21 protein-coding genes are annotated in these 17,848 nt (G+C 60.6%); 15 read left to right on the plus strand and 6 right to left on the minus strand.

The features are described from left to right. Positions 1–2: 2 nt before the first annotated feature. The 3 genes from ACSQ2A_RS00350 (at position 3) to ACSQ2A_RS00360 (ending at position 2,400) form a co-directional block, all read left to right on the plus strand. The gene (locus ACSQ2A_RS00350; protein WP_436070628.1) at positions 3–1,220 is read left to right on the plus strand and encodes a phosphopentomutase; all 1,218 of its coding nucleotides are present in this window, start codon (positions 3–5) and stop codon (positions 1,218–1,220) included. Positions 1,221–1,303: 83 nt separating this feature from the next. Continuing rightward, on the plus strand, positions 1,304–1,936 hold the full coding sequence (upp, locus tag ACSQ2A_RS00355) for a uracil phosphoribosyltransferase (protein ID WP_295416907.1): 633 nt from the start codon (positions 1,304–1,306) through the stop codon (positions 1,934–1,936). Positions 1,937–2,004: 68 nt separating this feature from the next. Then, the gene (locus tag ACSQ2A_RS00360; RefSeq protein ID WP_436070629.1) at positions 2,005–2,400 is read left to right on the plus strand and encodes a VOC family protein; all 396 of its coding nucleotides are present in this window, start codon (positions 2,005–2,007) and stop codon (positions 2,398–2,400) included. A gap of 51 nt (positions 2,401–2,451) precedes the next feature. On the opposite strand, the gene ACSQ2A_RS00365 is transcribed toward ACSQ2A_RS00360, so the two are convergent. The 4 genes from ACSQ2A_RS00365 to ACSQ2A_RS00380 form a co-directional block, all read right to left on the minus strand. Then, positions 2,452–3,072, minus strand: a complete 621-nt coding sequence (locus ACSQ2A_RS00365; RefSeq protein ID WP_295416638.1) for an HAD family hydrolase — start codon at positions 3,070–3,072, stop codon at positions 2,452–2,454. 76 nt (positions 3,073–3,148) lie between these two features. Beyond that, a complete protein-coding gene (locus ACSQ2A_RS00370; RefSeq protein ID WP_436070630.1) occupies positions 3,149–3,682 on the minus strand; it encodes a TadE/TadG family type IV pilus assembly protein in 534 nt (177 codons plus the stop codon). Positions 3,683–3,726: 44 nt separating this feature from the next. Next, positions 3,727–4,254, minus strand: a complete 528-nt coding sequence (locus ACSQ2A_RS00375; RefSeq protein WP_436070631.1) for a TadE/TadG family type IV pilus assembly protein — start codon at positions 4,252–4,254, stop codon at positions 3,727–3,729. Positions 4,255–4,376: 122 nt separating this feature from the next. Next, entirely contained in the window at positions 4,377–4,820 is a 444-nt protein-coding gene (locus ACSQ2A_RS00380) for a pilus assembly protein N-terminal domain-containing protein (protein WP_436070632.1), read from the minus strand. A gap of 343 nt (positions 4,821–5,163) precedes the next feature. On the opposite strand from ACSQ2A_RS00380, the gene ACSQ2A_RS00385 reads away from it, so the two are divergent. The 10 genes from ACSQ2A_RS00385 to ACSQ2A_RS00430 all read left to right on the plus strand — a co-directional run bounded on the left by ACSQ2A_RS00385 (position 5,164) and on the right by ACSQ2A_RS00430 (position 13,861). Beyond that, positions 5,164–5,376 carry a Flp family type IVb pilin gene (locus ACSQ2A_RS00385; RefSeq protein ID WP_436070633.1) on the plus strand — a complete coding sequence of 71 codons (213 nt, stop codon included), beginning with the start codon at positions 5,164–5,166 and terminating at the stop codon, positions 5,374–5,376. A 120-nt stretch (positions 5,377–5,496) separates the two neighbouring features. After that, entirely contained in the window at positions 5,497–5,709 is a 213-nt protein-coding gene (locus tag ACSQ2A_RS00390; protein ID WP_436071612.1) for a Flp family type IVb pilin, read from the plus strand. Positions 5,710–5,716: 7 nt separating this feature from the next. Then, positions 5,717–6,217 (plus strand): A24 family peptidase, encoded by a 501-nt coding sequence (locus tag ACSQ2A_RS00395; protein ID WP_436070634.1) that lies wholly within the window; start codon positions 5,717–5,719, stop codon positions 6,215–6,217. 196 nt (positions 6,218–6,413) lie between these two features. Then, a complete protein-coding gene (gene cpaB, locus ACSQ2A_RS00400) occupies positions 6,414–7,352 on the plus strand; it encodes a Flp pilus assembly protein CpaB (RefSeq protein WP_436070635.1) in 939 nt (312 codons plus the stop codon). 13 nt (positions 7,353–7,365) lie between these two features. After that, positions 7,366–8,778 (plus strand): type II and III secretion system protein family protein, encoded by a 1,413-nt coding sequence (locus ACSQ2A_RS00405; RefSeq protein WP_436070636.1) that lies wholly within the window; start codon positions 7,366–7,368, stop codon positions 8,776–8,778. A 27-nt stretch (positions 8,779–8,805) separates the two neighbouring features. Beyond that, complete coding sequence (locus ACSQ2A_RS00410; RefSeq protein ID WP_436070637.1) at positions 8,806–10,083, plus strand: AAA family ATPase; 1,278 nt, start codon at positions 8,806–8,808, stop codon at positions 10,081–10,083. A 41-nt stretch (positions 10,084–10,124) separates the two neighbouring features. After that, positions 10,125–11,624 (plus strand): CpaF family protein, encoded by a 1,500-nt coding sequence (locus ACSQ2A_RS00415; RefSeq protein ID WP_436070638.1) that lies wholly within the window; start codon positions 10,125–10,127, stop codon positions 11,622–11,624. A 2-nt stretch (positions 11,625–11,626) separates the two neighbouring features. Next, a complete protein-coding gene (locus ACSQ2A_RS00420; protein ID WP_436070639.1) occupies positions 11,627–12,604 on the plus strand; it encodes a type II secretion system F family protein in 978 nt (325 codons plus the stop codon). Positions 12,605–12,622: 18 nt separating this feature from the next. Next, positions 12,623–13,618: a type II secretion system F family protein gene (locus tag ACSQ2A_RS00425; RefSeq protein ID WP_436070640.1), complete on the plus strand. Its 996-nt coding sequence runs from the start codon at positions 12,623–12,625 to the stop codon at positions 13,616–13,618. 66 nt (positions 13,619–13,684) lie between these two features. Continuing rightward, positions 13,685–13,861, plus strand: a complete 177-nt coding sequence (locus ACSQ2A_RS00430) for a hypothetical protein (RefSeq protein ID WP_436070641.1) — start codon at positions 13,685–13,687, stop codon at positions 13,859–13,861. Between the two features lies 1 nt (position 13,862). On the opposite strand, the gene ACSQ2A_RS00435 is transcribed toward ACSQ2A_RS00430, so the two are convergent. After that, positions 13,863–14,633 (minus strand): tetratricopeptide repeat protein, encoded by a 771-nt coding sequence (locus tag ACSQ2A_RS00435; RefSeq protein WP_436070642.1) that lies wholly within the window; start codon positions 14,631–14,633, stop codon positions 13,863–13,865. Positions 14,634–14,783: 150 nt separating this feature from the next. On the opposite strand from ACSQ2A_RS00435, the gene ACSQ2A_RS00440 reads away from it, so the two are divergent. Continuing rightward, the gene (locus ACSQ2A_RS00440) at positions 14,784–16,133 is read left to right on the plus strand and encodes a leucyl aminopeptidase family protein (protein WP_436070643.1); all 1,350 of its coding nucleotides are present in this window, start codon (positions 14,784–14,786) and stop codon (positions 16,131–16,133) included. Between the two features lie 62 nt (positions 16,134–16,195). Beyond that, positions 16,196–17,122 carry a bifunctional helix-turn-helix transcriptional regulator/GNAT family N-acetyltransferase gene (locus tag ACSQ2A_RS00445; protein ID WP_436070644.1) on the plus strand — a complete coding sequence of 309 codons (927 nt, stop codon included), beginning with the start codon at positions 16,196–16,198 and terminating at the stop codon, positions 17,120–17,122. Here the strand turns inward: ACSQ2A_RS00445 and ACSQ2A_RS00450 are convergent. Further along, a complete protein-coding gene (locus tag ACSQ2A_RS00450) occupies positions 17,119–17,790 on the minus strand; it encodes a YqaA family protein (protein WP_295416678.1) in 672 nt (223 codons plus the stop codon). The genes ACSQ2A_RS00445 and ACSQ2A_RS00450 overlap by 4 nt on opposite strands. Between the last annotated feature and the right edge of the window lie 58 nt (positions 17,791–17,848).

Genomic DNA, 17,848 nt, shown 5'->3' on the forward strand with positions numbered 1-17,848 from the left:
CCATGCCCCGCGCCATTGTCTGCCTTCTCGACAGCGTCGGTATCGGCGGTGCGCCCGATGCTGCCGCCTATGGCGATGTCGGCTCCAACACTGCCGGCCACATCGCCGAATGGGCAGCGGCCGGCAAGGCCGATAGCCCGGGCCTGCGCTCCGGTCCGCTCCATGTTCCGAATATGGATGCGATGGGCCTTGGGGCTGCCATCAAACTATCGACCGGCGTTCTGCCACCCGGCCTTTCCGACTCGCCCAAGGGCGGCCGTTTCGGTGTTGGTCGCGAAGTTTCCAAAGGCAAGGATACGCCCTCGGGCCATTGGGAGATTGCTGGTGTGCCGGTACCCTTCGACTGGGGCTACTTTCCGCAGACGGAGCCAACCTTTCCGCCCGAGCTCATCGAAGAGTTCATACGCCGCGCCAATCTGCCGGGCATTTTGGGCGACAAGCACGCCTCCGGCACGACTGTTATCGCCGAACTGGGCGAAGAGCACATCCGCACCGGCAAGCCGATCTGCTACACATCCATCGACTCTGTCTTCCAGATCGCCGCGCATGAAAGCCATTTTGGGCTCGAGCGCCTCTACGAGATCTGCAAGATCGCCTTCGAACTGACAGCGCCGCTCAATATCGGCCGCGTCATCGCCCGCCCCTTCGTCGGCGAAACCCCAGAAACCTTCAAGCGCACCGGCAATCGCCGTGATTTTGCAATTTCTCCGCCCGAACCGACCCTGCTCGATCGCAACGAAGCGGCTGGCAATCAGGTCTACGCAATTGGCAAAATTTCGGACATTTACGCTGGCTCTGGCGTGACCCATAAGCTGAAAGGCACGGGCATCCCGCAGCTCTTCGACAAGACGCTCGAAGCCATGGAAATGGCTGCCGACCGCGCCTTCATCATGACCAATTTCGTCGATTTCGACTCCGAATATGGTCATCGCCGCGACGTGCCCGGCTATGCCGCCGCACTGGAACTATTCGATTCCCGCCTGCCCGAACTCATCGCAAAAATGCGTCATGACGATCTTCTCATCCTGACAGCCGATCACGGCAATGATCCAACCTGGCCGGGCACCGATCATACCCGCGAACAGGTGCCGATCCTGGTCTTTTCCCCAGCCCTGCCCAAGGGGGAGATTGGCATTCGCCCAACCTTCGCAGATATTGGCGAAAGCATAGCCGCCTGGCTGGGCCTTGCGCCCGGCCGCCACGGCAAATCTTTCCTGTAATTGAGCGTTTCCAGCAAAAGTGGCAGCCGGTTTTGCGGTTCGGAAACGCGGCGAAAAAAACAAAGGTGGTCGATATGAGCAAGATGGTTGGCAATGTCACGGTCATCGATCACCCGCTGATCCAGCACAAGCTGACGATCATGCGCAACAAGGAGACCTCCATCGCCGGCTTCCGGCGGCTCTTGCGCGAAATCGCTCACCTGATGTGCTACGAAGTCACGCGCGATCTGGAACTGGAAATGATCCCGATCGAGACGCCGATGTCGGCGATGGACTCGCCGGCGATCAAGGGCAAGAAGCTGGTCTTCGCCTCGATCCTGCGCGCCGGCAATGGTCTCCTCGATGGCATGCTCGACCTCGTTCCCGCGGCGCGCGTCGCCCATATCGGCATCTATCGCGACCACGAGACGCTTGAGCCAGTCGAATACTATTTCAAGGCGCCGTCCAATCTCGAAGACCGCCTGATCATCGTGGTCGACCCCATGCTGGCAACCGGCAATTCGGCGACGGCAGCGATGGAAAAACTCAAGGAGCGCGGCGCCAACAATATCCGCTTCCTGTGCCTCCTGGCGGCGCCCGAAGGCATCAAGAACTTCTCGGCCGCGCATCCCGATGTGCCCATCTACACCGCATCGATCGACAGCCATCTCAACGAGAAGGGCTACATCATTCCCGGTCTCGGCGATGCCGGCGATCGCATGTACGGCACCAAGTAGCAGTCCTCGCGCACGAAAGGCGCGGGGCTCTCTCGTTGCTCGCCCAGCACAAACCAAGAGATCAAAATATGGCCAAGCTCGCCCATTCGATGATCCGCGTCATCGATGAAGACCGCTCCGTTGACTTCTATCGCCGCGCCTTCGGGCTCGAAATCGTCAATCGCATCGAATTTGCCGACTTTACGCTGGTCTATCTGGCCCAGGAGCTCGATGGCTTCGAGCTTGAACTGACCATCAATCATGGCCGTACCGAGCCCTACAATCTCGGCGATGGCTATGGGCACCTCGCGGTTGTCGTCGACAACCTCCAGGCCGAGTATGACCGCTTCGCCGCCGAGGGTTTTACCGTCGGCAAGATCGTGGATTTCAAGAACGGCAATGTGCCGGTGGCGCGCTTCTTCTTTGCCACGGACCCAGATGGCTACAAGATCGAAGTCATCCAGAAGGGCGGCCGTTTTCAGTAGCCGCTCCGCAGTCCCAAATGAAAAACCCCGGATCGCTCCGGGGTTCTTTTTTCATTTTGCCTTGAGCGGCAAGCCGAGGGCAATCAGTTCGGCGCGCAGCTGTGCCGGCTCCTTGAAGTGGATGCCATGCATGCCGAACTTGCGGGCGGCAACGATATTGGGCTCGTTGTCATCGATGAAGACACAGCTATCGGGCGCAAAGCCGTAGCGTTCGCAGAAGACGCGATAGATGCGCGGATCAGGTTTTACCAGGCCCTCAAGACCCGAAACGATGACGCCATCGAATTTTTCGAGGAAGGGCCATTCGCCGAGGCAGCTCACCCACTTCTCCCAGGAGAAGTTGGTAATGGCAAAGGTCGGAATATCCTGCTCGATCAATTCGTTGTGGATGTCCACCGTACCGTGGATGAAATCGCCGAGCGTTTCTTTCCAGCGTAGGTCAAAAGCCTGGATTTCGCGCCAGTACTTCGGGAAGCGCGTAATCAGCTTGGCAACGCCTTCGGCATAGATTTCGCCGGCGTCGAATTCGAGGTTCCAGTCGCCGGTGCAAATGTTCTGGTGGAACCAGAGCGCGTCCTCTTCGCTCTCGAAAAGCTTGCGGAACAGGTACATCGGGTTCCAGTCGACGAAAACGCCGCCCAGGTCGAAGACAGGGATGATGGTGTCGTTCATGCTCGTGATGGGGTCGGAGGAAGGAGCTTCGCTTGTGGCACGGCCGTGGCAGGGCGGCAAGCTTTGGCGGGGTGCGCTAGTTCACCGTAATGGTGCCGCCAAAGCGCGGCATGAACAGAGCTGAGCGATGCAGGTCGAGCTCGTTCTTGAAGACTACGCCCAGGAGAGGGCGGTAGCTATAGCGCGTTTCCGCGGCGATCACGGTCTGACCAGTGGCGATGGCGATCATTTCTTCAGGCAGGGCATACGGCGCGTCTTCGGAAGCGTCGGGCACCTCGATCGACAGCACGTTGTTTTCGAAGTGGGCCGACCAGGCAATCGTGGCTTCACCTTCATCGGAAACGGAAACGGCCGTTACCGTTTGAACGAGCTTTGACGCGTCATAGGGCGCCATGATGCTGGCCGCAGCATCGAAATAGTCGTCCAACTGGGCCCGAGGAAGTGTCTTGTTGGCGCGGGCGACGAGGTCGCCCAGTGCACCAGCTACAGATTGCACCTTGCGATCGGCGGTCAGCAGGGCGGCCGCCTCCGTACAGCCGAGATAGACGCTGAGCATGAGTGGCACCACCAGCGCGAATTCAACTGCCGCTACGCCAGTCTCCCGTCGCAAAAATGCTCGCACTGTGTCGAGGAAACCTTTTCCAGCCGGGCGCATCAGAAGGGCTCGTTTCGGAAAACGGTGGCAGCGCTCAGGAGCGCCCGTCCATCCGGAAGCCTGTTGGGAGTATAGGGGAACTGCAGGAGGGAAGGGTAGCGGTAGTGAACCTGCACAAGGACCACACTCGATGACCCGCCGGGGGTCCAGACTTCCGGATCCGTCCAGTCGCAATCTTTTTCGCAGGTAAGGTCGAGCGGGATGGAATAGTCGGCCGATTGGAAATCGTCGATCTGTCGCACGGTGACATGCATGTCGGCACAATCGCCGAACAGGCCATAAAGCCGGTCGCAAACGGTTTTCTTGTAGGTGTCAACTGTCCAGCGATCCTGCTGGGCCTGACCGACGCGAATGCTGCGGCTGGCGTCATAGACGCTGCTTTCCATCACCTGGGCGGCAAAAAACTGCAGGGAGGTTTCGAGGATGGCCGTCAGAATGGCAAAGAAGATCGGCGCCAGAATGGCAAATTCGATCATCGTCGCCCCGCGCGTATCGCGCGCCAGGGATTTGAGCCGCCAACGTGACATGCCTCGTTCCTGTCCGGGGAAAGCTGGTTGCCTTCCTTATGGCCTGGGAACTTGACGTTTCAACGCTAAGGCTTCGTTAGTATGCCGATACAAATGCAGCGGCTGGTTAAGCAAACCTTGCTTTAATTGGTGGCCGACTGAACCAGTTGCGACGATGCTAGCGCCTGGCTGGTGAAGCCATTGTCATCGCCCATCATGACAGTCGGCTGGCAGACGGGCGCGCAGGCAAGCGTGGTCCGCATTTGCCCCTGATAGACCGTCGTTACGCCAGCCTGCATCTGAACGACCTCGATAAGCGTGTCGGCAATGGGTTCGCCAAGGCTGTCGAGCACGATGAGATTGGTCTGGCCATAGCTCTTGCCCGTCAGGATCAGGGTCTGCGGATCCTGGATGGTGACATCGGCAATGCCCGGATTTCCGACGATCACAGTGGCAGCGGGGGCGCTGATGCGCAGCACGCGAGCCATGTTTACCTTCACATCGATGGGGGCATTGTCCTGGGCCACTGCCGTGACGGCGCCGAGAAGGACGAGGCCAAGGCCTGTAAGGAAAGAAAGGCGAAACATTGAACCCACCCGCACGGAAACTCGAATCCAAGGATCGCGCGGAATGGTAAACACTTGGCAAACGAGGGGGGTTGATGTGGATAAGAATAAAGCAAAGTGCACTCAAGTTGTTGAGTGGCAATTCGAAATAACGCCGGACGAGGTGTGGAGTGACGGCGTTGGTTAGAATGCAATCGATCTCGTTAATTCATTGAAAAGCATAGATTTTTTTAGAAGAAATCGGGTGGTCGGAAATACTTCGATTAACGCATTCGCAATCAGTGCTGGCTAGTCTGAGCCCATCTTCGCTGTGTGACTGGCCGTGAGGCGTCACTCGAGGACGTGTAAAAAAGGAGCCTGGGACATGAACATTTTCGCACGTTTCGCGCAGGACGAATCCGGCGCCACTGCAATCGAATACGGCCTTATCGCCGCTCTTATCTCCGTCGTGATCATCGGTGCGGTTGCCGCACTGGGTGGTTCGCTCACCAGCGTGTTCGGTGAAATCAGTGACTGTTTGGGCGACGCCACGGCTTGCGCCGAGGCATCCAATACGCCGGCGGCCCCGACCCCGTAAGGTCGATCGCCGATAGCACCGCTATCTCACAACGATAAGGAAGGCCCCCAATGGGGGCCTTCTTTTTTCTATTGCTTAACAATTGCTCCCTAATATTTGGCCCGGATAGCCTAGGTGGCCATGATGAAAATTGCGCTGACAAAGTTGAAGCGCTTCGCCGCTGACGAAGGTGGGGCAACGGCAATTGAGTACGCCCTTATCGGCTCCCTGCTTTCCATCGTGATTATCGGTGCGATTGGTGCCCTCAACGGCAGCATGACCGAAATTTACGAGGAAATTCGGAGCTACATTGTGCCTGCGCTGGAAGGCACCCCCATGCCGGACGAAGGATGATTCCATCATGAGCACCATTGCCCTCTTCTTCTTCCCCGTTGCCATGGCGATCGCCGCTTCGTCGGATCTCTTCACCATGCGCATTTCCAACAAGTTGGTCCTGCTCCTCACGGTCGGCTTCTTCATTGTCGCCATAGCGATCAATCTGCCGTTGCAGCAATTCGCAATGCACGTGCTCTGCGCGCTTATCGTGCTGGCAGTCGCCTTTGGCCTGTTCGCGTTGCGCCTTATCGGCGGCGGCGACGCCAAGCTCGCTGCGGCGACGACGCTTTGGCTGGGCTTTGGCATGACATTGCCTTACCTCGCCTATGCGGCTCTGTTCGGCGGTGTGCTGACCATCCTGATCCTGGTCGCACGCGGCATACCGCTCAATCCCGTCCTTGCCCGCTTCGGTTGGGTCGCGCGACTGCACAACAAGCGTTCCGGCATTCCCTATGGCATTGCTCTGGCCGTCGCCGGCATCACGGTCTATTCGAACTCGGCTATTTTCGAGCGCCTCGCGGCCTGATCCGTCTTTCGGCGAAATATCGAGGCTCCGGCGTTGGTCGCCGGGGCCTTCTTTTTTGTCCGCGCATCGCAAATCGCAAGTATTCATAATCCGTTAACCGCAAGCCTTAGTGCTCGATTAACCAAACCTTGACCCTTTGCTTTCATAGTTCACCCGTGGAATTGGGCGCGAGCGCCCGGTGTAACCGGAGTGGGTCATGAGACCAGCACGCATAATCCTGGTGGTAGTGGCCTTGGTCGCAGGCGGACTTGCCGCGTTTCTGGTTGTGCGTACGCGGACGCCGGCGCCGTCCACGGAAGTCGTTACGCAGGTCGTACAAGAGCAGAAGACGCAGGTTCTGGTCGCCAAGGCACCGATCGGCATGGGCGAACGGCTCAAGCCCGATACGCTGGAATGGCAGGATTGGCCCGAAGGCGCCGTGCGCCCGGAATATGTCACCGTCTCGGCCATGCCCGACGCGCCTGCCGAACTCACAGGCGCTGTTGCCCGCTTCGAGTTTTTCCCCGGCGAACCGATCCGCGAACAAAAGCTGGTACGATCCGACCAAGGCTACCTCTCGGCCGTGCTGGCCTCCGGCATGCGTGGTGTGGCGGTCGGCGTTAACGCCGTGTCGAGTGCCGGCGGTTTCGTCGTGCCTAACGACCATGTTGACGTCGTATTGACAACTTCGACCCCAACGGGCCAGCAGTCCGAAGTGGTGCTGTCCAATGTGCGCGTCCTCGCCATCGGCAAGCGCCTTGGCGAAATGGGCGTCAGCGGCGGCGACGAAAAAGCAGAAAACGATAGCCCGACACCGGAAACCTTCGACAAGAGCACCGTGGCAACGCTCGAACTGACGCCGGGACAGGCAGAAACGCTGATCAACGCTTCGATGCGGGGTCAGCTGAGCCTGACGCTTCGTTCCATCACCGATTTCGGCAAGGGCGCAGATGCGCAGCGTCCCGCCAGCACCAGTCAGGCCGTTCGCGTCATTCGCTTCGGTAAGGAGCAAAGCGTCATGGCCGGCGCGGTGGCCCAAGCTGCACCCGGCGGCGAGTTCTCGCCGGTCGGGGAGTTTGTCTCCGACGAGGGCTACTCCGAAGACGAAACTGAAATTCAGGTCGAAGCGGTCGAACCGCAGCTGATGCCGCAATAGGCGGGAGAGCAGAATGACAACAATGATGCAGACCGCACTTCACCCCCTCCGCTTGCTGGCCCTTGCTGGCACGCTATCGTTGTCTACACTCGGTTTGGCCCTGCCAGTCTATGCCCAGTCACAGATCACGGTGGCCTCGACCGCCTATGGCGCTCAGCGCAATCTCGATATCGAGCTCAACAAGTCGATCATCATCGACTTGCCCGCTGGGGTGGCCGAAGTCGTGGTTTCCCAGCCGAGCGTCGCCGCGGCCATCATGCGCACCCGCACTCGCGCCATCGTGCAGGGCATCGGCGGCGGCAATACCAATATCTTCTTCATCGACGACGCCGGTCGCACCATCCAGGTGTTGGATCTGCGCGTTATCAAGGAGCCTTCCCAGGTCGGCAATGCTCTTGAAGAAGCGCTGGCACGCGTTATTCCGGGCTCCAGGATTGCGGTTGAATCGGTCACGATCGGGGACTCGACCAATCGTGTGGTGCTGACCGGCACGGTTCTGTCTTCGGACGACAAGGACCGGGCCGGGCAGGTCGCTGTTCAATTTGCCGGTTCTCCGGAAAACGTCGCCAACATTCTCGACGTGGCAGGCGCGCAGCAGGTCATGCTGCAGGTCACGGTCTCGGAAGTGAAACGCGATATTGCCAAGCAGTTCGGCATCAATTTTGGCGCCATCGTCAATGTCGGCACCACGAACCTGTTGAGCTTTGCCAATGGCCTGCTTACCGACGCCTTCCCCACAGACGGTATCGATGCTTCTTTCGGTGCCAATGGCAACCAGGTGAGCGCCGCCATCCGCGCGCTTGAGGGGCGCGGCGCGCTGCGCGTCCTCGCTCAGCCGACCCTTACGGCGATCTCGGGCCAAGCGGCCAAGTTCCTCGCCGGCGGCGAATTGCCCTACTATACCTATGACGAAGACGACGACGGCAGCAAAACCCGGACGGTGCTGTTCAAGCCCTATGGCGTCGAGCTCGCCTTCACGCCGGTCGTAAAATCGAACGGCGCAATCGCCCTGACGGTCGATACCTCCGTGTCCGAACCGCAGGCCGATCTTTCGATCACCAAGCGCCAGGCCAACACCTCGGTCGAAGTCCCGAGCGGTATGACATTGGCGATCGGTGGTCTGCTGCAGGAGCGCTCCTCCCAGCAGATCAACCAGTTCCCCGGGCTCGGCGATATTCCGATCCTTGGTGCTCTCTTCCGGTCGCGTGACTTCCAGACCGAAGAGACCGAACTGGTCATTCTCGTCACGCCCTATCTCGTCAATCCCGTCCCCGCCGGCAGCATCGCCGTGCCGACAGACTATTCGACCCCGGCAAGCGACGCAGAAGCGATCTTTCTCGGCAAGCTCGAAAACCAATATGGCGTGGCCGGCAGCGGCGGCATGCGTGGCGGGTTCAGCGGGTCTGTCGGCTTCGTGCTCGACTGAGCGTTCGATGGTGCAAGGAGTAGTGCAATGAAGAGTTTCCTGACCTCGGATGAACCGGCAAAGCAGGAAGAACCGGCCGCGGAGATTGCGCCCGGCGCGCGCCTCGTGCCGCGCGTCACCATCCAGGCCTTTTGCGAGCATTCCCAAACCGCACAGCTTGTCGAAAGCGCGGTCCATGATCGCCGCATGTCCAAGGTGGCGCTGACAACGCATAATGGCGGCATCGATGGCGCGGTCGAAACCTACAAGACCAACCCGACGCCCAACCTCATTATCGTCGAGACTGCGCTGCCGCCCGAGGAAATCCCGGGAGCGCTGCAGCGCCTCGCCGAGGTTTGCGACGCGACGACACGCGTCATCGTGCTCGGCCACGTCAATGACGTGCTGCTCTATCGAGAACTGATCCGCTCGGGCATTTCCGAATATATCGTGCTGCCGTCCACGGCGCAGATCATCGTCACCGCCATTACCGAGCTTTTTGCCGGCGAAGGCGCCGCGCCCATCGGCCGGACCATCGGTTTTGTCTCCGCCAAGGGCGGGGCAGGGGGCTCGACGGTCGCCCACAATGTCGCCTGGGCCATCGCCACGGTTCTGCGCCAGGATTGCCTGATCATCGATATGGACCTTGCCTTCGGTACGGCTGGTCTCAATTTCAATCAGGACCCGCCGCACGGCGTGGCCGATGCACTTCTGGCCAATCAGAAGGTCGACCAGACCATGCTCGATCGCCTGATGAGCAAGGCGGCCAACCACATCAATCTCCTCACGGCTCCAGCCATGCTGGATCGGACCTGGGATTTTGAAGAGCGCGAATTCGAGCAGATCGTCGAGATCTGCCAGAAATCGGTGCCGGTGATCATCCTCGACATTCCGCATGCCTGGAATGCCTGGGTGCGGCACACGCTTTCGACCATCGATGAGGTGGTGATCGTGGCCGAACCCGACCTCGCCAATCTGCGCAATGCCAAGAACCTGGCGGACACGATCAAGGCCCTGCGCCCGACGGAAAAGGCCCCGAGCCTCGTGATCAATCGGCAGGGCATTGCCCGGCGACCCGAAATCGGCGCGGCCGAATTCGCCTCGTCGGTGGAGTGCAATCTCATCGGCCAGATCGGCTTTGACGCCGCGCTCTTTGGCACGGCAGCCAATAACGGGCAGATGGTTGCGGAGGTTTCGGCCAACAACAAGGTCAACGAGGTCTACCGCAATATCGGCATGCAGGTGACCGGACGCCAGCCGGCGCATGGCACAGGCAAATCGGCGGGACTGATGAAACTGCCGTCCTTCCTCAAGAAGCGGGCGTGATCCGCTTCTAGAGGCAAGCAAGGAAGACGAACGAGGCGAGCATGTTTGGTAAGCGGACGACATTCGGCGGCAATACGCCAGGCGTGGGCGAAGTCGCGCGACCGATTCCGAGCCCGGCCCGGCCCGAGCCCGCACAAGTGCAACCGGTTCAGCGTCGGGCCTCCGACGGTGACGGTATGGCCGCGCGCCAGCGCACCACCGACGAAGTGCTCGATGTGCGCAATCCCGTCGATGCGCAGCGCGACAAAGAATATTTCCAGACCAAGTCGGCCATTTTTAACGCCCTGATCGACTCCATCGATCTCAGCCAGTTGGCGACGATGGAGCAGCAGTCGGCGCGCGAGGAAATCCGCGACATCGTCGGGGAAATCATCGCGCTCAAGTCGATCGTCATGTCGATTTCCGAGCAGGAAGACCTGCTCGAGGACATCTGCAACGACGTCCTCGGGTATGGTCCGCTCGAGCCGCTGCTGGCCCGCGACGACATCGCCGATATCATGGTGAACGGCAGCCAGAAGTGCTACATCGAAGTTGGCGGCAAGGTGCGTCTGACCAATGTGCGTTTCCGCGACGACGCGCACCTGATGAACGTCTGCCAGCGCATCGTGTCCCAGGTCGGCCGCCGCGTCGATGAAGGTTCGCCCATCTGCGACGCCCGCCTTCCCGACGGTTCGCGCGTCAACGTCATCGCCCCGCCGCTCGCCATCGATGGCGCTGCGCTCACCATCCGTAAGTTCAAGAAGGACAAGCTGACCCTCGCGCAGCTGGTCAAATACGGTTCCATTTCGCCCGAAGGCGCCGAAGTGCTGCGCATTCTCGGCCGCGTCCGCGCCAATGTGCTGATCTCGGGCGGTACCGGCTCGGGCAAGACGACACTGCTCAACTGCCTCACCGCCTTCATCGAGAAGGACGAGCGCGTCATCACCTGCGAAGACTCTGCCGAACTCCAACTCCAGCAGCCGCATGTGGTGCGTCTTGAAACCCGCCCGCCGAACCTTGAAGGCGAAGGCGAGATCACCATGCGCGATCTCATCAAGAACTGTCTGCGTATGCGTCCCGAGCGCATCATCGTCGGCGAAGTCCGCGGCCCGGAGAGTTTCGACCTTCTCCAGGCCATGAACACGGGCCACGACGGCTCCATGGGTACGCTGCACGCCAATAGTCCGCGCGAAGCCCTGTCCCGTCTTGAATCCATGATCACCATGGGCGGCTATTCCCTGCCGAGCCGCACCATCCGCGAAATGATCGTCTCTTCCATCGACGTCATCGTGCAGGCCGCGCGCTTGCGCGATGGCTCGCGTCGCATCACCCACATTTCTGAAGTGCTGGGCATGGAGGGTGATGTCATCGTCACCCAAGATGTCTTCGTCTATGACATCATGGGCGAAGATGCCAATGGCATGCTGCTCGGCAAGCACCGCTCGACCGGCATCACCAAACCCAATTTCACCGAACGGGCGCGCTACTTCAACGAAGAGGCCAACCTGGTCGAAGCGTTGGAAAAGGCCAATACCGAACAGCACGAGCTGATGGGGCGCTAGGCATGCTCATCGCCATCCTGCTCGCAGTTCTGGCTATCATCGCCGTTGGCGCCGCTGGCTTTGCTCTGGTCCCTTCGGCTCTGGGCAGCAGCCGCGCCGATAAGCGTCTCAAAGCCTATCAGGGCGACATCCGCACGACCCGTCGGGAACTCGATGTCAACCGGACACGCGACGCGCGCCGCAAGACCGTTCAGCAGGCGCTCAAGGCCCAAACCGACGAGCTCAACGCCAAAAAACGCGTGACCCTGCCGGACCTCATCTTTCAGGCGGGCATGACGATTTCGCCCGGCGCCTTCATCCGCAATAGCTGCATTTTCGGCGCCGGTCTCTTCGTGGTCCTGCTCATCACCCAGGTGCCCTACTATTTTGCCGCCATCTTCGCTGTGGCCGGCGCCTATCTGCTGCCGCGCTTTTACGTCAAGCGACGGCGCAAGAAGTATCAGAACCAGTTCCTCGACGAGCTGCCCAATGCCGTCGAAGCCATCGTGCGCGGCGTCAAGACCGGCCTGCCGCTCAACGATTCCATGCGTGTCGTTGCCAAGGACACCAAGGAACCGGTGAAATCCGAATTCGGCCGTGTGCTCGATCAGCAGTCCTTCGGCTTTTCCATGACCGAGTCCGTGCAGATCCTGCTCGACCGCGTGCCTCTGCCCGAAGTCAACTTCTTCGTCGTCGTCATTTCGGTGCAGCAGCAGGCGGGTGGCAATCTTTCCGAGGCCCTCGGCAATCTCGCGCGCGTGCTGCGCAATCGCAAGAAGATGAAGCAGAAGGTCGCCGCCATGTCCTCGGAAGCCAAGGCCTCCGCCGGCATCATCGGCTCTCTGCCTGTTTTCGTCTCCATCATGGTGTCGGTGATCTCGCCCGAATATCTCTCGCCGCTGATCTCGACGCCCATCGGCAATATCTGGCTCGGTGTAGCCGCCCTGATGATGTGCATGGGCGCCTTCGTCATGAACCGCATGATTCAGTTCGAAATCTAACCCAGGGGAGCCTTTCACATGGTCGAGATGCTCACATCGCGCGAATTTCTCATCGCGCTCCTGGCGGCGATTTCTGCGGCAGCCGTGGTCTTCACCTTCGGCTCTTCGATGATCGTCAAGCAGGACATGCGCGTCCGCATCAAGCGGGTCGCGGTCGAGCGCGATCGTATGCGGGCCGAGGAAATGTCGCGTCTGCGCGGTGGCACCCCCACCGACGGACGCAGTTCGATCCGCCGCGGAACTGAAACCAAGACCTATATGAAGCGGGCGGTCGACCGCTTCGATCTCAAGAAGGCCTTTCAGGACGACAGCACCGTCGAAAAGCTGGCCATGGCCGGCTATCGCGGCCAGGGGCATTTGACCACATTCCTGTTCCAGCGCTTCGCGACACCTTTCGTCGTCTTTGCCATCGCCGCGGTCTATTTGGTCTTCCTTATTCCGGGCGATCGTCCGGTCTTTCTCAATCTCGTCTACGCCCTCGGCGCCGGGCTCATCGGTTCCTATTTCCCGGTCCTGATGCTCAGGAACGCAACGCAGAAGCGCCAGGCATCTATTCGCCGTTCCTGGTCCGATTGTCTCGATCTGCTGCTGCTCTGCGTGGAATCGGGCATGTCCATGGAACACGCCCTCAAGCGCGTCGGCAAAGAGATCGGCCAGCAAAGTGCGGAACTGGCCGAGGAGCTGACGTTGACGACGGCGGAATTGTCCTTCCTCGAAGACCGCACCCGTGCCTACGAAAATCTCGGTCGCCGCACTGGCCTCGACAATGTCAAGGCGGTGATGACGGCCCTAATCCAGGCCGATCGTTACGGTACGTCCGTCGGTCAGGCGCTGCGCGTCATGGCCGAGGAAGGCCGCGAGGCGCGCATGATGGAGGCCGAAAAGAAAGCTGCCGCCCTGCCGCCCAAGCTGACTGTGCCGCTGATCCTGTTCTTCCTGCCGGTGCTGTTCATCGTCATCATGGCGCCCGCCATCCTCAAGGTGATGAGCAACGGTATGATGGGCGGCGGCTAGGTGTGGGCAAAGTATCCGTGGCGCAAGCCTTACGGGGCCTGGCTATTCACCACGGGTGGATTACTTGTGGTCCTGCTTCCGGGCAGCGTTTGGCTCGAACGCAGCATCGGCTTCGCACTGCCGGCATGGGGCATCGAAACTATCTTCGTCCTGAGCAATTTTGTGGGTCTAGGCGCCGCAATCTGGACGTTCCATCATCAGCTGCCGCCTGAACCCGGCGATCTCGACGATCCCAGTTGGTAGGTCAGCCCTTGTCGATCATGTCCCAGCGGTTCTGCTGGGTGAGCAAGGCGCGTACATAGGCCATGTTGGCCTCGGCCTGCTCGGGCGGCAGTTCCGCCGCATAGATCGCGCGGGATTCGTCAAAGCGCCCCTGAAGCCCAACGACGAGCGCCAGGTTCTGTCGGGTCTGGGACGATGCGCCGCGCATCTGTACGGCGCGCCGCAGGTGCTGCTCGGCCAGGGGCAGCTCATTGGTCATTGCATAGGAGAGACCAAGATTGGTCTCGATCGCTGCTTCCCCAGGCGCGATGGTTGCCGCCTGGCCATAGAGCGCGCGCGCCTCGCCATGCCGTCCCATCTGGTCGAGGGAGGCGCCCTTGACGAGAAGTGCATTCCAGTCGGGCGCGTCGGGCCGGATAGCGCGGTCGAGCACGGCGATGGACTGTTCGAAACTGCCCATCGAGGCAAGCGCCTTGGCATAGGCGACCGATAGCTCGACATCATTGGGATAAGCGCCCATCGCCTGTTCCAGCGCTGCGGCGGCCTGCTGCGGCTGGCCAGCGGCTCTTAGGGCCGCGGCATAGTGAATGACCACATTGCGGTCGCGCGGATTGGCCTTGTACCGGCCGGTCAGTTCCGCAAGCGTCTGCTGACGCTGATCATTGGGAAGAGCGGCATAGTCGGTCGCCCCAAGCTGCCCGCGATTGGAAGCGCAGGCCGAAAGGCTGAGCACCGCCGCGCCGGCCAGAAGCAGGCAGCGCAGGGATCGGCTCATGGAAACGACACGCAACAAAGGCTAAACTCCCGCCTGGGACAGATGCCCCTCATTGCCTTCAGCAATAAATCATTAACCCTAACAGCCGGTTAAAGTCGGGATTTTGGTCGATTGCCGAAGCACGGCCAGAGGTCTAGTTATGAGGCAAAGCCAAGCTGGAGCCGCCTCATGACCACCCCATCCCCGATCCCCGTCATTTTCGTCGGTGAGGGAGGGCTCGATGGTGGTCACCTGACCGCGCGCCAGCGCGGTTGGGCTGAAGCCAATGGCTTTTCCGGCCAGCGGGGCAAGCTGCTGGCCCTGCCTGGCGAAGCCGATGGTCTTGCGGGCTATCTCTTTGGCGTCGGTGCCGCAGAGGGCCGTCCGGCATTTGTCGCCGGGCTCGCCGCCACAGCGCTGCCTGCCGCAGAATATCGCCTCGAAGGCGACCTCGGTGACCCAACCCTGGCGGCTATCGCCTTCCGCCTCGGCGCCTATCGTTTTGATCGCTACCGCGAAGTCAAGGCAGTGCCGACGCTCGTCCTGCCAGAGGGGGCCGATGCCGCAGAAGTTGATCGGCACGTCGCCGCCGCCACGCTGGCGCGCGACCTCGTCAATACGCCGTCGAGCGATCTCGGCCCCGACAACCTGCACAAGGAAGTCGAACGTTTTGCCTCAGAGCGCGGCATGACGTTCAAGGCCATCGTCGGCGACGATCTCCTTGTCGAAAATTTCCCGATGATCCACGCCGTCGGTCGCGCCAGCGCGCAGCCGCCGCGTCTCCTCGACCTCAACTGGGGCGATGAAAACCATCCCAAGGTGACCTTGGTGGGCAAGGGCGTCACCTTCGATACCGGCGGCCTCGACATCAAGACCGCCGCTGGCATGCTGATGATGAAGAAGGATATGGGCGGCGCCGCCAATATCCTGGGGCTTGCTCACGCTATCGTCTCCGCAAAACTGCCCGTGCGCCTGCGCGTTCTGCTGCCCGTCGTCGAAAACGCCATTTCCGGCAATGCTTTCCGGCCCGGCGACGTGCTCCATTCACGCCGCGGCCTCACTGTCGAGATCGGCAATACCGACGCCGAAGGCCGTCTGATCCTCGCCGATGCCCTGGCGCTGGCCGACGAGGAAAGCCCCGAACTCATCGTCGACATGGCGACGTTGACGGGGGCCGCCCGCGTGGCGCTGGGCCCCGAACTGCCGCCGCTTTATTCGACTGATGATGCCTTGGCCGCCGAAATCACCGCCGCCGGGCTCTCGGTAGAAGATCCCTTCTGGCACATGCCCCTCTGGTCCCCCTATGACGGGCAGCTGTCCTCAAAAATCGCCGACATGAATAATACTGGCGCTGGCGGTTATGCCGGCTCCGTCATCGCCGCGCTCTTCCTGCGTCGCTTCGTCAGCAAGGCCAAGGCCTGGGTGCATCTCGACATTCTCGCCTGGGCCCCGGAAGCCCGGCCGGGCCGTCCGGTCGGCGCCACCGATCAGGGCATTCGCGCTCTTTTCTCGGTTATCCGCAAGCGTTTCGGCGCCTAGTTTGAGATAGTTGACTTTGACAACTGAATGCTTGATTGAATCAAGCATTCAGGAGTTTCGTCATGGCCGAACCAGCCGACATTGCGCAAGTGCGCGCCTTCAATCGCTTCTACACGCGGATCATCGGGCTTCTCGAAGAGGGCATGCATCAGACCTTGCACACCCTCTCGGAAGCGCGGGTGATTTATGAGCTCGACAAGGCCGGCACGACCACGTCCGCCATGGTGGCCGAGACGCTCGGTATGGACCGGGCGCAGCTGAGCCGCTTGGTCGGCAAGCTGGTAAGCCAGGATATCGTCGCCGTTCTGCCTCGTGCTGGCGACAGGCGTTCGGTGCCGCTGGCGCTGACGCGTGAGGGCCGCGAAGTAGCAAAACACTTTAATGCCATGAGCGACGCCACGGCGGCAGAAACCCTGCTCGATCCCCTGACCCCGTTCGAACAGCGGGACCTTGTCGGCTCCATGCGCCGCATTTCAGCGCTACTCGCCGAGCCAGAGGAGACAACACTCGTTCTCCGTTCATCCCGCGTCGGCGAGATTGGCTGGCTCATTCATCGCCAGGCTGTGCTCTACCATCTTGAGCAGGGCTGGAACGGCGAGTTCGAAACACTCATCACCCGTATCTATGCCGACTTCGAAGCGGCACCCAGCACACCGGCCAAGCAGCTGTGGGTGGCAGAAATCGAGGGTGAAGTGGCTGGCTCGGTCTTCGTCCTGCCCGCCGAGGACGGAGAAGAAGGCACTGCGCAGCTGCGCATGCTCTATGCCGAGCCAATGTTCCGCGGACGCGGCGTCGGCGGGCGGCTCGTTGCCGAAGCCGTCTCCTTCGCCAAAATGTCAGGCTACAAGCGCATCATGCTCTGGACGCAGGATTGTCTCGCCTCGGCCCGCTCGATCTATCAGAAGGCCGGTTTTGTCCTCGCCAAGGAAGAACGGCACCACTCGTTCGGTGCCGATCTCAACGGTCAGTATTGGGTGCTCGAGCTTTAGCCCTCGGGATAGACGTCTTCGATCTCGGCATGATTGGGCGTCAGGTCCATGCTGGCATCGCCCTTGGGAAACAGCAGCGGCGCCATGGCGAAGCCGACGACGACCAGGGCCACCATGCCCCATCCGGCCCATTTCTTGTGCTTCTCGATGAATTCGCCGGCCAGCGGCCCGAAGAAGTAGAAAAGCCCGCAGGGGACGAAATAGCGTAGGCCACGCCCGATGATGCCATAAATGACAAAGGTCCAGATATCGAGCCCGGCAACGCCCGAGGTGATGGTGATCACCTTGTAGGGAATGGGCGAGAGCGCGCCGATCAGGATCATCAGGGGGCCGTTGTCATTAAAACTCTGGCGCAGCGATTCAAAGCCATTCGCGGCGCCATAGAATTCGATGATGCCCTTGCCGATGCTGTCGAAGAGGAAGTAGCCGATCGCGTAACCGGCTAGGCCCCCGGTGACCGAAGCTACCGTGCAGATCGCAGCAAGGCGCCAGGCCCGCATGCGGTCTGCAATGATCATCGGCGCCAGCATGATCTCCGGAAATACCGGGATGATCATGGCTTCGAGAAAGCACAGCAGTGCCAATATGGGTTCGGCCAGGCGATGCTTTGTGGCCAGCTTCAGACGATCATAGAAGCTGAGTTTGGCTGCCGGTGCAGTATCGGTCATGCAGTCCCCGTGACGAAATCGCTTGCGCGACAAGGTTTAGGGTGTTTTTCGACGCGGG

Source organism: Devosia sp. LjRoot3 (assembly GCF_964252865.1).
In the GTDB taxonomy this organism is placed as follows: Bacteria; Pseudomonadota; Alphaproteobacteria; order Rhizobiales; family Devosiaceae; genus Devosia.

Bases quoted from the DNA above. Each gene is read 5' to 3' on its own strand.
- ACSQ2A_RS00350 (WP_436070628.1), top strand. From the start codon at position 3: ATGCCCCGCGCCATTGTCTGCCTTCTCGACAGCGTCGGTATCGGCGGT.
- upp (WP_295416907.1), top strand. From the start codon at position 1,304: ATGGTTGGCAATGTCACGGTCATCGATCACCCGCTGATCCAGCACAAG.
- ACSQ2A_RS00360 (WP_436070629.1), top strand. From the start codon at position 2,005: ATGGCCAAGCTCGCCCATTCGATGATCCGCGTCATCGATGAAGACCGC.
- ACSQ2A_RS00365 (WP_295416638.1), bottom strand. From the start codon at position 3,072: ATGAACGACACCATCATCCCTGTCTTCGACCTGGGCGGCGTTTTCGTC.
- ACSQ2A_RS00375 (WP_436070631.1), bottom strand. From the start codon at position 4,254: ATGTCACGTTGGCGGCTCAAATCCCTGGCGCGCGATACGCGCGGGGCG.
- ACSQ2A_RS00380 (WP_436070632.1), bottom strand. From the start codon at position 4,820: ATGTTTCGCCTTTCTTTCCTTACAGGCCTTGGCCTCGTCCTTCTCGGC.
- ACSQ2A_RS00385 (WP_436070633.1), top strand. From the start codon at position 5,164: ATGAACATTTTCGCACGTTTCGCGCAGGACGAATCCGGCGCCACTGCA.
- ACSQ2A_RS00390 (WP_436071612.1), top strand. From the start codon at position 5,497: ATGATGAAAATTGCGCTGACAAAGTTGAAGCGCTTCGCCGCTGACGAA.
- ACSQ2A_RS00395 (WP_436070634.1), top strand. From the start codon at position 5,717: ATGAGCACCATTGCCCTCTTCTTCTTCCCCGTTGCCATGGCGATCGCC.
- cpaB (WP_436070635.1), top strand. From the start codon at position 6,414: ATGAGACCAGCACGCATAATCCTGGTGGTAGTGGCCTTGGTCGCAGGC.
- ACSQ2A_RS00405 (WP_436070636.1), top strand. From the start codon at position 7,366: ATGACAACAATGATGCAGACCGCACTTCACCCCCTCCGCTTGCTGGCC.
- ACSQ2A_RS00410 (WP_436070637.1), top strand. From the start codon at position 8,806: ATGAAGAGTTTCCTGACCTCGGATGAACCGGCAAAGCAGGAAGAACCG.
- ACSQ2A_RS00415 (WP_436070638.1), top strand. From the start codon at position 10,125: ATGTTTGGTAAGCGGACGACATTCGGCGGCAATACGCCAGGCGTGGGC.
- ACSQ2A_RS00420 (WP_436070639.1), top strand. From the start codon at position 11,627: ATGCTCATCGCCATCCTGCTCGCAGTTCTGGCTATCATCGCCGTTGGC.
- ACSQ2A_RS00425 (WP_436070640.1), top strand. From the start codon at position 12,623: ATGGTCGAGATGCTCACATCGCGCGAATTTCTCATCGCGCTCCTGGCG.
- ACSQ2A_RS00440 (WP_436070643.1), top strand. From the start codon at position 14,784: ATGACCACCCCATCCCCGATCCCCGTCATTTTCGTCGGTGAGGGAGGG.
- ACSQ2A_RS00445 (WP_436070644.1), top strand. From the start codon at position 16,196: ATGGCCGAACCAGCCGACATTGCGCAAGTGCGCGCCTTCAATCGCTTC.
- ACSQ2A_RS00450 (WP_295416678.1), bottom strand. From the start codon at position 17,790: ATGACCGATACTGCACCGGCAGCCAAACTCAGCTTCTATGATCGTCTG.